Origin of the sequence: Caballeronia sp. Lep1P3, assembly GCF_022879595.1 — a bacterium.
In the GTDB taxonomy this organism is placed as follows: Bacteria; Pseudomonadota; Gammaproteobacteria; order Burkholderiales; family Burkholderiaceae; genus Caballeronia.
This window is the reverse complement of sequence record NZ_CP084265.1, coordinates 768,853-782,546: the sequence shown is the minus strand read 5'-3', so window position 1 is coordinate 782,546 and position 13,694 is coordinate 768,853. Positions and strand designations below refer to the sequence as shown.

At 64.5% G+C, this 13,694-nt stretch carries 14 protein-coding genes; 7 read left to right on the top strand and 7 right to left on the bottom strand.

Translation table 11 applies throughout. From position 1 onward, the window contains the following. Positions 1-24 precede the first annotated feature (24 nt). From pyrR to LDZ27_RS03695, 3 genes are read right to left on the bottom strand one after another with little or no spacing between them, the layout of a single operon-like run. Complete coding sequence (gene pyrR / locus LDZ27_RS03705; RefSeq protein ID WP_244815380.1) at positions 25-540, bottom strand: bifunctional pyr operon transcriptional regulator/uracil phosphoribosyltransferase PyrR; 516 nt, start codon at positions 538-540, stop codon at positions 25-27. Next, entirely contained in the window at positions 527-973 is a 447-nt protein-coding gene (ruvX, locus tag LDZ27_RS03700) for a Holliday junction resolvase RuvX (RefSeq protein WP_244815379.1), read from the bottom strand. The genes pyrR and ruvX overlap by 14 nt, the downstream gene beginning before the upstream one ends. Beyond that, positions 970-1,548: a YqgE/AlgH family protein gene (locus LDZ27_RS03695; RefSeq protein ID WP_244815378.1), complete on the bottom strand. Its 579-nt coding sequence runs from the start codon at positions 1,546-1,548 to the stop codon at positions 970-972. The genes ruvX and LDZ27_RS03695 overlap by 4 nt, the downstream gene beginning before the upstream one ends. A 30-nt stretch (positions 1,549-1,578) precedes the next feature. Here LDZ27_RS03695 and LDZ27_RS03690 point away from each other — a divergent pair, with 30 nt between their 5' ends. Further along, positions 1,579-3,084 (top strand): deoxyribodipyrimidine photo-lyase, encoded by a 1,506-nt coding sequence (locus tag LDZ27_RS03690; RefSeq protein WP_244815377.1) that lies wholly within the window; start codon positions 1,579-1,581, stop codon positions 3,082-3,084. Here LDZ27_RS03690 and LDZ27_RS03685 read toward each other — a convergent pair. Together LDZ27_RS03685 and LDZ27_RS03680 are read right to left on the bottom strand one after the other, a co-directional pair. Continuing rightward, positions 3,074-4,465, bottom strand: coding sequence for a hypothetical protein (locus tag LDZ27_RS03685; protein WP_244815376.1), 1,392 nt, complete (start codon positions 4,463-4,465; stop codon positions 3,074-3,076). The genes LDZ27_RS03690 and LDZ27_RS03685 overlap by 11 nt on opposite strands. Positions 4,466-4,779: 314 nt before the next feature. After that, positions 4,780-4,950 (bottom strand): rubredoxin, encoded by a 171-nt coding sequence (locus LDZ27_RS03680; RefSeq protein WP_025527884.1) that lies wholly within the window; start codon positions 4,948-4,950, stop codon positions 4,780-4,782. Positions 4,951-5,218: 268 nt separating this feature from the next. Between LDZ27_RS03680 and LDZ27_RS03675 the strand changes: the two genes are divergently transcribed. The 3 genes from LDZ27_RS03675 to LDZ27_RS03665 all read left to right on the top strand — a co-directional run bounded on the left by LDZ27_RS03675 (position 5,219) and on the right by LDZ27_RS03665 (position 7,405). Further along, positions 5,219-6,094, top strand: coding sequence for a hydroxymethylpyrimidine/phosphomethylpyrimidine kinase (locus LDZ27_RS03675; RefSeq protein ID WP_244815375.1), 876 nt, complete (start codon positions 5,219-5,221; stop codon positions 6,092-6,094). A gap of 25 nt (positions 6,095-6,119) precedes the next feature. Then, complete coding sequence (locus LDZ27_RS03670) at positions 6,120-6,902, top strand: DUF72 domain-containing protein (RefSeq protein ID WP_244815374.1); 783 nt, start codon at positions 6,120-6,122, stop codon at positions 6,900-6,902. Positions 6,903-7,006: 104 nt separating this feature from the next. Next, a complete protein-coding gene (locus tag LDZ27_RS03665; protein WP_370653387.1) occupies positions 7,007-7,405 on the top strand; it encodes a hypothetical protein in 399 nt (132 codons plus the stop codon). A 111-nt stretch (positions 7,406-7,516) separates the two neighbouring features. On the opposite strand, the gene groL is transcribed toward LDZ27_RS03665, so the two are convergent. Both groL and groES read right to left on the bottom strand, forming a co-directional pair. Then, positions 7,517-9,157: a chaperonin GroEL gene (gene groL, locus LDZ27_RS03660; protein WP_244815372.1), complete on the bottom strand. Its 1,641-nt coding sequence runs from the start codon at positions 9,155-9,157 to the stop codon at positions 7,517-7,519. A gap of 79 nt (positions 9,158-9,236) precedes the next feature. Further along, positions 9,237-9,530 carry a co-chaperone GroES gene (groES, locus tag LDZ27_RS03655; RefSeq protein ID WP_159836846.1) on the bottom strand — a complete coding sequence of 98 codons (294 nt, stop codon included), beginning with the start codon at positions 9,528-9,530 and terminating at the stop codon, positions 9,237-9,239. Between the two features lie 734 nt (positions 9,531-10,264). Here groES and LDZ27_RS03650 point away from each other — a divergent pair. From LDZ27_RS03650 to LDZ27_RS03640, 3 genes are read left to right on the top strand one after another with little or no spacing between them, the layout of a single operon-like run. Continuing rightward, positions 10,265-11,518 carry a site-specific integrase gene (locus tag LDZ27_RS03650; RefSeq protein WP_244815371.1) on the top strand — a complete coding sequence of 418 codons (1,254 nt, stop codon included), beginning with the start codon at positions 10,265-10,267 and terminating at the stop codon, positions 11,516-11,518. Continuing rightward, positions 11,515-12,486 carry a tyrosine-type recombinase/integrase gene (locus LDZ27_RS03645; RefSeq protein WP_244815370.1) on the top strand — a complete coding sequence of 324 codons (972 nt, stop codon included), beginning with the start codon at positions 11,515-11,517 and terminating at the stop codon, positions 12,484-12,486. The genes LDZ27_RS03650 and LDZ27_RS03645 overlap by 4 nt, the downstream gene beginning before the upstream one ends. Continuing rightward, positions 12,479-13,492: a tyrosine-type recombinase/integrase gene (locus LDZ27_RS03640; protein WP_244815369.1), complete on the top strand. Its 1,014-nt coding sequence runs from the start codon at positions 12,479-12,481 to the stop codon at positions 13,490-13,492. Before LDZ27_RS03645 ends, LDZ27_RS03640 begins: the two co-directional genes overlap by 8 nt. Positions 13,493-13,694: the final 202 nt, after the last annotated feature.

Genomic DNA, 13,694 nt, shown 5'->3' with positions numbered 1-13,694 from the left:
TTGGATTCGCGCGCGTTGCGCGCGTCAGGACGTGCGCGGCTCGGTCGTGAAGCCGAACGCGCCGTCGTCGCGGCGCGCGAGCACGAGGTCTTCGTTCGCGGGCACGTCCACCGTGCCGCCGACGAAGCGCGCGGCGATCGGCATTTCGCGCCCGCCACGATCGGCGAGGACCGCGAGTTCGATCGACGCGGGGCGCCCGTAATCGTAGAGTTCGTTGATCGCCGCGCGCACGGTGCGGCCGGTGGACAGCACGTCGTCCACGAGCACGATGCGCCGGCCGTTCACGTCGAACGGCAGCGAGGTCGGGCTTGCCTGACTGTGCAGGCCCTTGTTCGCGTAATCGTCGCGATGCAGCGCCACGTTCACCACGCCGAAATGCGGCGCGCCCAGATCTTTCGCGAGGCGCTCGGCGAGCCACACGCCGCCGCTGTAGATGCCCGCGAGCACCGCGCCGTCCTGCGCCGCGAGCGACGCGCCGAAAGCCGCGCGAATCTGTTCGACGAGCGTGCGATAAAGCGCCTCGGCGTCAATGGAACTCATGATCGTCGGGAAGTTGGTCGAGATACTGTTGAAGGATGACGCGAGCGGCTTCGGCGTCGATGTCGTCGAAGCGGCCGCGCGCATTCGGGCGCACGCCGCGCTCGCGCAAGGTGGCTTTGGCGTCGACGGACGAGTAACGCTCGTCCACCCATTGCACCGGCACGTTGAAACGTCCGTTCACCTGATTGCCGAAGCGCTTCGCGAGCGCGCTCATGGCGTGCGGCGTGCCGTCCGGATGCATCGGCATGCCGACGACAACGGCATCTGGCTTCCATTCCGCCAGCAGCTTGCCCACTTCCAGAAAGCGATGATCGCGGTCGCGGTTTTCGAGCACGGCGAGCGCGCGCGCGTTGCGAGTGAGCGTATTGCCGACGGCGACACCGATGCGCTTTTCGCCGTAATCGAATGCGAGCAGCGTGGCTTCGCGGCTCATGCGTGCCCTGCTTCGCCGGAGAGCATCGAGCGCGACACGCCGAGCAGCGACAGCGCGGCCTCGAGCCGGTCTTCGGCGGGCACTTCGAAGATGATGCGCGGATCGGCTTCCACCGTGAGCCAGCCGTTCTTCGAGATTTCCTCTTCGAGTTGGCCCGCGCCCCAGCCCGCGTGGCCGAGCGTCAGCAGGAAGCGCTCGGGGCCGGTGCCGCTCGCGACCGCTTCGAGCACGTCCTTCGACGTGGTCATGGCGAGGCCGCCGGGCACGCTCATCGACGAACTGTACGGCTCGCCCTCGCCCGCTTCGTGCAGGACGAAACCGCGCTCCGTCTGCACGGGACCGCCGAAATATACGGGGAGATGAACGAGCGGCTCGATCTCGAGCTTGAGGTCGATGCGGTTGAAAAGCGACTGAAGGTCGATGTCGGTCGGCCTGTTGATGACGAGACCCAGCGCACCGCGATCGGTGTGATCGCAAAGGTAGACCACCGTTCCCGAAAACGTCGGATCGGCCATGGACGGCATGGCGATCAGGAACTGGTTCGTCAAATTGATGCGATCGGAAGTCTTGGACATAATTCAGGATTTTAACAAAGGCGCTGCGAGATGGCCGACTTCGATGTGGGGCTGGTCTGGTTTCGGCGGGACCTGCGCGCGGCAGACAATGCTGCACTCTATCACGCGTTAACACGGTGCCGCCGCGTGCTGTGCGCGTTCGTTTTCGACCGCCAAATCCTTGAACCGCTTGCGAAAAACGATCGGCGCGTGGCGTTCATTCACGCGAGTGTCGTCGAGCTGGACCGAACGTTTCGCGCGGCCGGCGGCGCGCTCATCGTGCGGCATGGCGCGCCGCTCGGCGAGGTTCCGGCGCTTGCCCGCGAATGCGGCGCGAACGCGGTGTTCGTGAACCGCGACTACGAGCCCGCTGCCAAAACGCGCGACGAAGCGGTCGCGCAAAAACTGGCGGGCGCGAACGTCGCGTTCTTCGGCTTCAAGGATCAGGCGATCTTCGATCACGACGACGTGCTGACCGGCAGCGGCAAGCCCTACACCGTCTTCACGCCGTACAAGCGCAAGTGGCTGGAAACGCTGACGCCGGACGCGCTCACTCCGTATGCGTCGGAAGATCATTTGCACGCGCTCGCGAAGCCGCTTGCGGGCGTGAAGTGCGAGATTCCGTCGCTCGCGGAACTCGGTTTCGCGGATGCGCACGGTCCCGCGTTCGCGGCCGGCACCGTCGGCGCCTACGCGCTTTTCGACGACTTTCGCGACCGCATGACCGATTACGATCGCACGCGCGACTTTCCGGCGATCAAGGGTCCGAGCTATCTGGGCGTGCATCTGCGGCACGGCACCGTGTCGATCCGCTCGCTCGCCCGCGTCGCGCACGACGCGCAGCGTCACGGCGACCGTGGCGCGCAATCATGGCTTTCGGAACTCGTCTGGCGCGACTTCTACTTCGCGGTGTTGCACCATTTTCCGCGCGTCGGCATGCCGGGCGATCATCGCGCGTTCAAGCCGGAATATGACCGCATCGAATGGGAAACCGGCGACGCCGCCGACGCGCATTTCGCCGCGTGGTGCGCCGGTCAGACGGGCTATCCGCTCGTCGATGCCGCGATGCGCCAGCTCAACCACTCTGGTTACATGCACAACCGTCTGCGCATGGTGACGGCGAGTTTCCTCACGAAAGATCTCGGCATCGACTGGCGGCGCGGCGAGGCGTATTTCGAAGCTCAGCTCAACGACTTCGAGCTGTCGTCGAACAATGGCGGATGGCAGTGGGCCGCGTCGAGCGGCTGCGACGCGCAGCCCTATTTCCGCATCTTCAATCCGGTCACGCAGTCGCAGAAGTTCGATGCGGCCGGCAAGTTCATCCGTCATTACGTGCCGGAACTGGCCGGCTTGTCCGACCGCGACATTCACGCGCCCTGGCTCGCGAAGCCCGCCGCGCTCGCAGCGGCGAGCGTCTCGCTCGGCGTGGAGTATCCGCCGCCGATCGTCGATCACGACGCCGCGCGCCGACGCACGCTGTTGCGCTACGACGTCGTGCGCGGGCCGCACAAGGCGCCGGACGACGAGCCGGACGACGAAGGCGAAGCTATCGAGTGATGACCGCCGGGCGTTCGATCATCGCGGTGAGCGCAACGATCGACGCGCGGCCTTCCGCAGGCGCAATGCCGGCGGCGGCCTGATGCAGCATCGAGCGCAGCGTCTGCGCGGCGCGTTCGGCGATCGAGGCGTCGAGACCGCGCGCATCGTCGGCAGCGGCGTCGCTCTGATGCGCGACGCGCCGCCACGCGAGGCCGAGCGTATCCGCGAGCAGCGCGACGTGGCCCAGCCCGAGCGCGCACGCCGCCGCGCCCAGCCGGTGCGACGCGTTCGCCGCGTGCAGCGCCGCCTCGGAATCCACGGAGCCGGTCTCGCTCGCCTGCGAGCCGCGCTCGACCAGTCCGTCGATGGACGCCTCCGCGCTCTGCAGGAAGTCTTCGTAGGCTGCCGCATTTACGCGCAGCACGCCTAAGTCGCGCGTGGCGGCATCCTGCGAGTTCTCTTCGGTCGCCTGCGCCGCGCCCCGCTCCCACGCGGCCTCCGATGCGGGCGTCGCGGCGACGTGCCACGCCACCGTCAAACCGTAGTCGCGCAGAACATCGACGTGGCCGGCGTCTTCCGGCGTCGCGCCGTAAAGCGCGAAGTCGCGCCAGAGCAGCGCGAGCGTCGCGCGCACGAGCGAGCGCGGCGCATACGACGACGCGTGCGCCTGGTCCGCCAGCACCAGATTGAAGCGTGCGTAGAGGCGCTTCGCGTCCGCATAACTCGGAAGGTCGCCGAAGCGCCCGGCGCGCTCGCGCAAGGCGCGCACCGTGGACGACGCGAGCCGCCAGAAGTCATACGGATCGGGGCCCGTCAAGTCTCCGAGGCACGCGTCGAGGCGCGCGAAGGTTTCGTCGGTTTCGGCTTGCGGCTGATCGGCAGGCGCGCGCAGCAGCGCAAGCAGCGTCTGCTCGTAATGCGCCCGCACGCGCGCGAGCCTTTCCGGTGCGACGCCCCGCAGCGTCGACGGCGCGATGGCGCGGCCCGCGAGCGCGAGGTCGTCGTAGGAAACGGGCGCGATGCGCGTGTGCGCCGCGAGCAGCGCGTGCAGCCCGCGATAATGATCGAAAAGTTCGGTGGAACAGGACAGTTCGCGCAGATTGTGGCGCTCGACCGCTGCACCGAACACGGACACCGCGCGCGCGATGCGCTGGTGCGTCGCGTCGGATTCGTCGCCGAGCGGCGCGACGAGCGCGAGCGCTTCGGCAAAACGCTGCGCGGGAAGCCATCCGGCCGGATGCAGCGCGGAAATCGCGCGTTTGAGCGCGGGCGCCGCGTCGCCCTGGCGCTCGAACGCGTGAAGCGCGTCCGTGAGCGCCATTTCGGCAAGTCGGACCGAGCCGCCACGCGGGTTCGGCAGAGCTTCGATCGGGACGGGTAGATCAGGACGAGATGTCATAACGGACGCTCACAAGCCAGAAACGCGCGCGGCACAGTGCCTTGGGGCGCGGTTGAACTGCATCATCGACGGACGCGGCACGGCGCCTCGCCCCGGCATTCGGTTCGCGGCACGACGGCGCGCCGTGCCCAAAGCGTATGCCTTAAACGGCCCGCGCGGCAGACGAACGACGCAACGCGCTCGCCATGCCGCAGAACGAAGGCGCGAGCGACGTCCGCACGCGATGGATGAAATCGACAGAATCGATGCAATCGCGGGCCGCAAAAAACACGCGCCGCATGACGTGAGCCATGCGGCGCGGCAGAACGTGCGGATCAGATCTGGACCATCTCGAAATCTTCCTTGCGGGCTCCGCATTCGGGACAAGTCCAGTTGATCGGAACGTCTTCCCAGCGGGTGCCCGGCGCGATGCCCTCTTCGGGCAAACCCGCCTCCTCGTCGTAGATCCAGCCGCAGATCAGGCACATCCAGCTTCTGTATTCCATACTTAAGCCGCGTCGATTGGTCGATTGAAATTTAGGCCATGATGGTACCGTGTTGCCGGGTCGATGCCTAGCAAGCCGCCGACCCGGCCCGGTATCGCCAAATAGCGGGACGCCGCCGCAGTTTCCGCGCCCGAAAGAGGTGCGAAAGACATCAGGCGGGCGGCAATAGGCCGCATAATCGAACGTGATCGGCGCGCTTCGCCTTTGCGCGTTTTCGAAACGAAACGTCCCACTCGTGCAATCCAATACCAAAATGTCCGCTTTTGCCATGACCGGCGACTCTCCACCGATCGTACTGACTTTCGGCCTCTCGGACCCGACGGGGGGCTCCGGCCTGCAGGCCGATCTGCTCACGCTCGCGAGCATGGGCTGTCACGGCGCCACGGTTCTCACCGGGTACGCGGTGCGCGATTCCGCTTCCTGCGACGAAGTCACGGGCCTCGATCCCGACGCCGTCGCCACGCAGGCGCGCATGTTGCTAGAGGACATGCCGATCGCCGCTTTCAAGATCGGCGCGGCGACGCGCGCGGAACTGGTTTCCGCGATCGCCGAAGTGGTCTCCGACTACGACGACGTCCCGCTGATCCTCGCGCCCGACTTCACGCTCGACGACGAACACGTTCTGTCCGCCGACGAATTGCGCGAATCGCTCGCCGATCTGCTGGTGCCGCAGACGACCATGCTGATCGCGGATCACGCCACGCTGTTGCAGCTCGCGCAGCCGGACAGCGACGCCGAAGCGCCGACGCTCGATTCCGCCATCTCGCACATCCTCGCGCAGGGCTGCGAATATGTGCTCGCGATGGAAACGGGCACGCACCGGCATGTGAACACGCTGTACAGCGAGGAAGGACAAGTGCGGCAGGACATGTGGGACCGCGGGCTTCATCGCGTGATGGGACTCACCGATACGCTCGGGGCGGCGGTCGCCGCGCTGCTCGCGAACGGCCAGGAGCCCGCCGAAGCCGCGCGCGAGGCGCAGGAGTACGTGTTTCAGGCGGCGCGCGCGGCGTTTCGTCCGGGCATGGGCGCGTATCTGCCGGACCGGTTTTTCTGGGCGCGCTCGAACGACGCCGACGAAGACGCCGATGCATCCGCGCTCCCGGACGAATCGGCGGGATTGCCCGGAGAAGCACGGCACTGACAACCAAGGGAGGCTTCGCGAGCGCATGCCGTATCGATTGCCCCATCTGCACAAGCCCGGCCCGCAAGGCGCGATCCGCATTGGCTGCGCGGGCTGGGCGCTGTCGAGTTCGGTCGCGGCGAGCTTCCCCGACGAAGGCACCCATCTGGAGCGGTACGCGCGCGTGCTGACCTGCGTCGAGATCAACTCCAGCTTCTACAAGCCGCATCGCGAACAAACCTACGAGAAATGGGCGCAGAGCGTGCCGGACTCGTTTCGCTTCTCGGTGAAAGTGCCCAAGGCGATCACCCATGACGCGCGCCTCGTCGATACCGAAACGCTCATCGACGACTTCCTGCGCGCGGCCGGCCAGCTAGGCGACAAGCTCGGCTGCTGGCTCGTGCAACTGCCGCCGAGCCTCGCGTTCGATCACACCGTCGCCGATGTGTTCTTCAAGGCGCTGCGCGAGCGCACTAAGCTGCCGGTGGCGTGCGAAGCGCGGCATCCGAGCTGGTTCACCGTGCAGGCGGCGGCGTTGCTGAAGGCGCACCGCGTCGCGTTCGTGGACGCCGATCCGATTCCCGACGACTGCGAGATCAAACATCGGGCGGATACATCGCTCGTCTACGTGCGGCTTCACGGCTCGCCCGAGCTCTACAAGTCGTCCTACGACTACACCTATCTCGACGATCTCGCGCGCACGCTGCAGGGCCGCGCGAAGAAGACGCCGGAAGTCTGGTGCATCTTCGACAACACGACGCTCGGCCACGCGCAGCCCAACGCGCTGCATCTGATGGAGCGGCTGCATCTTCATCATCGGCGGGCGTAGCCGTTCATCGTTCCGTTCCTTCATTCGCTTCGTTCGCTGCATTGCCAGGAGAACCGCTGATGCAAAAGCCGGCACGCCGATTCGCTCGCCTCATCCAAACCACGATGCTGGCCTCGATTTTTTGCGCGGCGCTGTCCGCGCACGCACAGGACGCGCCGCCGCCGACCGCTTCCGCACCCGCTCCCGTGCCCGCGGGCGACGGAACGTTTCTGCTGACTATTTTTCTCAAACACGACGAATCGAAGCCGCTGCCGAAGATCAATCAGCAATTGAAGGAACAGGGCTACTTCAAGACGTTTCCGCCGCCGGGCGTCGAGGTCGTGTCGTGGTACGTGATGATGGGCATCGGGCAAGTCGTGACCTTGCGCGTGCCAGCGGACAAGCTGCGCGAAGTGAACCGCGCAATCGAGACGACCGCCTGGGGCGGGTATCACACGGAGTTCTACCCGACCTACGACTACAAGGCGGCCGCGCAAAAGCTGCGCGACGAGATGAACAAGTAGGCGCGTGCGTTTGCTGTAGGCGAAAAAAAACCCGCATCGCTGCGGGTTTTTTTCTTGGCATGACGCGAGCCTCTTGCGAGACCCGCGCCGATGTAATTGGCCGTAGCCAGATTACATGTCCATGCCCATGCCGCCCATGCCGCCGGGCATGCCGCCAGGCATCGGAGCATCTTCCTTCGGCAGTTCGGCAACGGCTGCGTCGGTCGTCAGCAGCAGGCCTGCCACCGATGCCGCGTTTTGCAGCGCCGTGCGCGTCACCTTCGTCGGGTCGACGACACCGGCTTCCACCAGGTCACCGTACTCGCCGGTTGCCGCGTTGTAGCCGTAGTTGCCCGAACCCTGAGCAACAGCCGCCACCACGACGGAGGCTTCTTCGCCGCCGTTCGTGACGATCTGGCGCAGCGGCTCTTCCATTGCACGCAGAACGATCTTGATACCGGCGTCCTGATCCGGGTTTGCACCCTTCAGGCCGTCGATTGCACGGCGAGCGCGGATCAGCGCAACGCCGCCGCCAGCCACGATGCCTTCTTCCACCGCTGCGCGCGTTGCGTGCAGTGCGTCTTCGACACGTGCCTTCTTTTCCTTCATTTCGACTTCGGTCGCGGCACCGACCTTGATCACCGCAACGCCGCCGGCCAGCTTGGCCACGCGCTCTTGCAGCTTTTCACGGTCGTAGTCCGAGGTCGCTTCTTCGATCTGCTTGCGCACTTGCTTCACGCGAGCTTCGATGTTCACGGCTTCGCCAGCACCGTCGATGATCGTCGTGTTTTCCTTGCCCACTTCGATGCGCTTCGCCTGACCGAGTTCGTTCAGCGTCGCCTTCTCGAGCGTCAGGCCGGTTTCTTCAGCGATGACCTGACCGCCGGTCAGGATCGCGATGTCTTCCAGCATCGCCTTGCGACGGTCGCCGAAGCCCGGAGCCTTGACAGCAACGGTCTTCAGGATGCCGCGGATGTTGTTGACGACCAGCGTTGCGAGCGCTTCGCCTTCGACGTCTTCAGCGATGATCAGGAGCGGACGGCCAGCCTTCGCGACTTGTTCCAGCACCGGCAGCAGATCGCGGATGTTGGAAACCTTCTTGTCGTGCAGCAGCACGAACGGGTTTTCCAGAACGGCGACTTGCTTGTCCGGGTTGTTGATGAAATACGGCGACAGGTAGCCGCGGTCGAACTGCATGCCTTCGACGACGTCGAGCTCGTCTTGCAGCGACTTGCCGTCTTCGACGGTGATGACGCCTTCCTTGCCGACCTTGTCCATCGCTTCAGCGATGCGCTCGCCGATCGACGTGTCGCTGTTCGCCGAGATCGAGCCGACTTGCGCGATTTCCTTGTTCGTCGTGCAGGGCTTGCTGATCTTGCGCAGTTCTTCGATTGCGGCGGCAACCGCCTTGTCGATACCGCGCTTCAGGTCCATCGGGTTCATGCCCGATGCGACGTACTTCATGCCTTCGCGAACGATGGATTGCGCGAGGACCGTAGCGGTCGTCGTGCCGTCGCCGGCGTTGTCGCTGGTCTTGGAAGCGACTTCCTTGACCATTTGCGCGCCCATGTTCTGGAGCTTGTCCTTCAGCTCGATTTCCTTCGCGACCGAAACACCGTCCTTCGTGACCGTCGGGCCGCCGAACGAACGCTCGAGCACGACATTGCGGCCCTTCGGACCCAGCGTGACCTTGACCGCGTTGGCCAGGATGTTCACGCCTTCGACCATCTTGGCGCGTGCGGAATCGCCAAAAGTAACTTCTTTAGCTGCCATATCCAGACTCCTTGAGTCGATTCAGTGTGCCGGCTCCGCCGCCCGATGTGGCGCGAAGCGCGGCTTACAGGAAGGATGCTTACTTGTTGACCAGGACGGCCATGATGTCTTCTTCGCGCATGACGAGCAGTTCCTGCCCGTCGACCTTGACGGTCTGGCCGGCGTATTTGCCGAAGAGCACGCGGTCGCCCACCTTCACGTCGAGGGCGTTCTGCGTGCCCTTGTCATCGCGCTTGCCCGGGCCGACGGCCAGGACTTCGCCTTGATCCGGCTTCTCTGCCGCTGCTTCCGGGATCACGATGCCCGATGCGGTCTTGGTTTCCTGGTCCAGACGTTTGACGATGACGCGATCGTGCAAAGGACGAAGGTTCATACACACTCCTCTCTCGATTGAGACTGAAAACGCGGGAAAACCCGTCTTTTGGGAACGACCCGCCAGACGGAAATCTTGTTAGCACTCTCGTGCAGTGAGTGCCAATTATATGGACCGGATTTGACAATTTCAAGGAGCGCGCGGGGGACGAATGACTGGGTGTCGAGATTCACTCAACTTTGAACTTTGTTCGCTTAACTCTGAACTCGTGCGACATCGCGGCCACGGAGCGGCGCGGTTTTGCGAGTGGGAACAATCGCTTAGGTCGAGCCCGTAAGTTCGGACGTGCAGCGCGCATCGTCCGATGCATGCAGTCGTTCGGCGCTCCCGGGCAGACCCCGGCCCTTGACTGCGCGATTCGAGGGTAAACCCCGATAACGACTCGCGTGTCCCGCTCCGGCTTTGAGCAGTTGCAGAGATGCGGCGACGAACAGAAACCGAATCGCTGAACCGGTAGGCTCACGGACCCAGACGACGAAAGGAGCTTGACTGCCTAGAGGATGCCGATACCGAATATGCCGCGCCAAGGAGTCTAGCGGCGGCGCACCGAATGGCGCCATGCAGAGCGTAAAGGCGCTTGACGACCCCTATGCTCAGTTCGCGACTATGTGCAGCTAATCGGTCGCTGATGGCACCGACCCAGGCATAGCGAGGCTCGAGCAAGGTGGGCGAGCAAGGATCTGAACATAGTTTCGACCTGTGATGCAGTGGTGGTCCCACTTCTGGAGATCACCATGGACATCGTTCGCTGTTCCCACCGTGCTGACAGAAACGGTTTCGCCGACGGGCAGATCGGGCCATACGTTGATGCGTTCAAGCAGTACCTGAGCCAACGCCGGTACGCTGCAAAGACGGTCGCTACTTATGTGCTCTGTGTTACGCACTTCGCCCAATGGGCAGAGTCCGGGCCCTGTCGGCGGCGCCGAATCGATGAGGCGTTGATCGCAGAGTTCCTCGACGAGCATCTCCTACCATGCAAGTGCGCTGGCGCGTTACATCACGATCGGGGTGACCATAGCGCGGCGCTGGGGCATCTGCTCGTGGTCCTGCGCGCTCATGGTGTCATCGCAGTGCCGACGGTCAGCGCAACACCTGTAGACGAGGAACTGCGCCGTTACGGCAAGTATATGGAGCATGTGCGAGGCTTGGCGCCGAAGACGCGGAGCATCGCCCTGCGGATCATCTCACGGTTGCTGACGGCTCGTTTCGGCGAGGGCCCCGTCGACGTCGCCGCGATCAAGCCCGAACACGTTCGGCGTTTCTTCGCAGGGCAAGCGACGCTTTATAGCAAACCGGCGAATGCGGGGCCGGTCGTGGCAGCGCTGCGCGGCTACTTCCGCTACCGCGCCTCGCTCGGCGATCTCGTCCACGGGCTGATCGGGGCGGTGTCCTATCCTGCCAACTGGTCGCAGTCTTCGCTGCCCAAGACGCTGACGATGGAAGAGGTCGGGCGGCTGATTGGTTCGCTCGGCCAACGGGGCCGCTCGATGCGGCGAGCCGACGCCATCGTTCGCTGTGCGCTCGACCTCGGACTGCGCAGCGGCGAGATCGCCCGTCTCAGCCTGGACGATATCGACTGGCAAACCGGTACGCTCGTCCTGCGCCACACCAAGGGGCGCCGCGAGGATATGTTGCCGCTACCCGCCACCACGGGCGAAGCCATCGCGGCCTACCTCGAGCAAGAGCGTCCCAAGACTTCGAATCGGGCCGTCTTCGTCCGCCATGTTGCACCCCGCGACCAGCCCGCCGGTGCCGATCTCGTCCGCAAGACGATCCGCCAGGCCTTTGCGCGCGCCGGCCTTCCCTACACGCGCTCGCATTTGCTGCGCCACACGATGGCCAACCGCCTGCTGGCCGGCGGCTCCTCGCTGAAGGAAGTAGCCGACGTCCTGCGTCACCGCTCGCTGAACACGACCCTGATCTACGCCAAGCTCGACAGCCGTAAGCTGGCCGAGGTCGCGCTGCCGTGGCCGGGGAGTGCAGCATGAGCGCGCCAACTTCTGTGCAAGCACGCGTCGAACAGTTTCTGGTCGAACGTCGCCAACTGGGGTTCTCCGATGATGGCTACGTCTTACGCAGCTTCGCGCGCCATGTCCACGCTACCGGTCATCGCGGCGCCTTGACGGTGGAACTCATGACTGCCTGGGCCCGAAGCGACCGCACCGGCTGCAATGACCCGCGGACCTGGGCGCGGCGGCTGAAGAAGTTGCGCACGTTCCTGCGTTGGCTGCAGCAGTTCGAGCCGCGCACTGAGGTGCCCGACGATTCGATCTTCGGACGACTGCCCGAGCGGCAAGCGCCACACATCTTCAGCGAGGAGGAGATCGTCGATCTCCTTGCTCGCGCGCGCCGACTCGGGCCTTCGCCGGGGATACGCGGCGCCGTCTATGAAACGCTGTTCGGATTGATCGCCGCCACGGGGCTGCGGATTGGCGAGGCGCTGTCGCTGCGCAACGGCGACATTGATCTCAAGGACGGGATGCTGACCATTCGCCGGACCAAGTTCGGAAAGTCGCGCCAGGTCCCCATGCATCCGAGCACCGTAGATGCCTTGCGTCGGTATCGCTGGGTACGTGACATAGCCGAGGGGCCGCCGATCGAGGATAGCCCATTCTTCGTCGGCACCCGCGGTCGACGACGAGGTCTGCCACTTGGCGATCGTCAGGTGCACCGCGTCTTCCGCGACCTGCGCCAGCAACTGGGCTGGGGCAACCGCGGTGCACACCATGCCCCACGCATCCATGACCTGCGGCACACCTTCGTCGTGCGCCGCATCGTGCAGTGGCAAGCCCAAGGCGTGGACATCGATCAGGCCATGCTGTCGCTGTCGACCTACGTCGGACATACGATGGTAACCAACACCTACTGGTACCTCTCGGCGGTGCCCGAGCTGATGGCGCTGGCCGCCGGACGTTTCGAGTCGTTCACGGTCAGGCGGGAGGTGCAAAATGCGTGAGAACCCTGTCCCGAAGGCGCCTTCGTTCGCTGCGCTGGTCCAGCAGTTCTTCACCGAGTACCTAGTCGCGCAGCGGGCGGTCCGTCCGCGTACGGTGGCCTGTTATCGGGATGCCTTGCTGCTGTTTCTGGACTTCGCCAGCCGCCAGTTCGGCAAGGCGCCGACCACGATGCAGTTGGCCGACCTCCAACCCGACCTGATCCTGGCCTTCCTTGATCATTTGGAGCAGGATCGGAAGAACTCGGTTCGCAGCCGCAACTTACGGCTCACAGCGCTACGTGCGTTCCTGAAGTTCGCCGGTCGCCGTGACGTCGCTTCTTTGCACGATGTCGAGCGCGCACTGGCGGTGCCGATGAAGCGCTTCGAGCGGCCGATGCTCCACTTCCTCACGCGTGCAGAGATGATCGCCATACTCTGCCCGCCGGGAGAGAGCTGGTCGTCGCGACGCGACCACCTGCTGCTGACGATGCTCTACAACACGGGGGCGCGTGTCTCCGAGATCATCGGCGTGCGCGTTGTCGATGTGGTCCTCGAAGGTGCAGCGTGCGTGCACCTGCACGGCAAGGGACGCAAGCTGCGATCGATCCCCCTGTGGGACGCCACCGTCGCCGAGATTCGCCGCTGGTTGCGATTGAATCCAATGCTGCGAGGTGAAACTGCCTTACTGCCCAACCGGGATGGGCAGGCGATGTCGAGATCCAACGTCGCGCAACGCCTGGATCTTGCCGTAAGCCGCGCGAGCGTTGAGCAACCCAGCCTCCTCAAGAAGCACGTTTCACCGCACATCTTGAGACATACAACTGCGATGCACCTGTTGCAGGCAGGCGTTCCGTTCAACGTTATCGCCTTGTGGCTCGGTCACGAGAGCCCGACGACAACCCATCGCTATGTCGAAGCTGATCTCGCAATGAAGGAGAAAGCGCTCGGTCGACTGGAAGCGCCTGACGCCAGGATTCGCCGATATCAAGCACCGGACTCGTTGATTCGATTCCTGCAGACGCTATAACTATGCGTAGACTTCGCCAGCCCCGACTACACCCCCCAAGGGGCTGGCCGCGCACACGACGACCATCTGCGCATAGTCGCGAACTGAGCATAGGGGTCGCTATGCAAACCTCTACATAGCGACCCGTTGCCGCCGCTCATCGCGGCCCGGCCTCAGTGAACCGCCCCGGAAATGTAGGAGACTTCGGATCTTGGCTGTAACG

Bases quoted from the DNA above. Each gene is read 5' to 3' on its own strand.
- groL (WP_244815372.1), bottom strand. From the start codon at position 9,157: ATGGCAGCTAAAGAAGTTACTTTTGGCGATTCCGCACGCGCCAAGATG.
- pyrR (WP_244815380.1), bottom strand. From the start codon at position 540: ATGAGTTCCATTGACGCCGAGGCGCTTTATCGCACGCTCGTCGAACAG.
- LDZ27_RS03640 (WP_244815369.1), top strand. From the start codon at position 12,479: ATGCGTGAGAACCCTGTCCCGAAGGCGCCTTCGTTCGCTGCGCTGGTC.
- LDZ27_RS03690 (WP_244815377.1), top strand. From the start codon at position 1,579: ATGGCCGACTTCGATGTGGGGCTGGTCTGGTTTCGGCGGGACCTGCGC.
- LDZ27_RS03650 (WP_244815371.1), top strand. From the start codon at position 10,265: ATGGACATCGTTCGCTGTTCCCACCGTGCTGACAGAAACGGTTTCGCC.
- ruvX (WP_244815379.1), bottom strand. From the start codon at position 973: ATGAGCCGCGAAGCCACGCTGCTCGCATTCGATTACGGCGAAAAGCGC.
- LDZ27_RS03665 (WP_370653387.1), top strand. From the start codon at position 7,007: ATGCTGGCCTCGATTTTTTGCGCGGCGCTGTCCGCGCACGCACAGGAC.
- LDZ27_RS03685 (WP_244815376.1), bottom strand. From the start codon at position 4,465: ATGACATCTCGTCCTGATCTACCCGTCCCGATCGAAGCTCTGCCGAAC.
- LDZ27_RS03670 (WP_244815374.1), top strand. From the start codon at position 6,120: ATGCCGTATCGATTGCCCCATCTGCACAAGCCCGGCCCGCAAGGCGCG.
- LDZ27_RS03645 (WP_244815370.1), top strand. From the start codon at position 11,515: ATGAGCGCGCCAACTTCTGTGCAAGCACGCGTCGAACAGTTTCTGGTC.
- LDZ27_RS03680 (WP_025527884.1), bottom strand. From the start codon at position 4,950: ATGGAATACAGAAGCTGGATGTGCCTGATCTGCGGCTGGATCTACGAC.
- LDZ27_RS03675 (WP_244815375.1), top strand. From the start codon at position 5,219: ATGACCGGCGACTCTCCACCGATCGTACTGACTTTCGGCCTCTCGGAC.
- groES (WP_159836846.1), bottom strand. From the start codon at position 9,530: ATGAACCTTCGTCCTTTGCACGATCGCGTCATCGTCAAACGTCTGGAC.
- LDZ27_RS03695 (WP_244815378.1), bottom strand. From the start codon at position 1,548: ATGTCCAAGACTTCCGATCGCATCAATTTGACGAACCAGTTCCTGATC.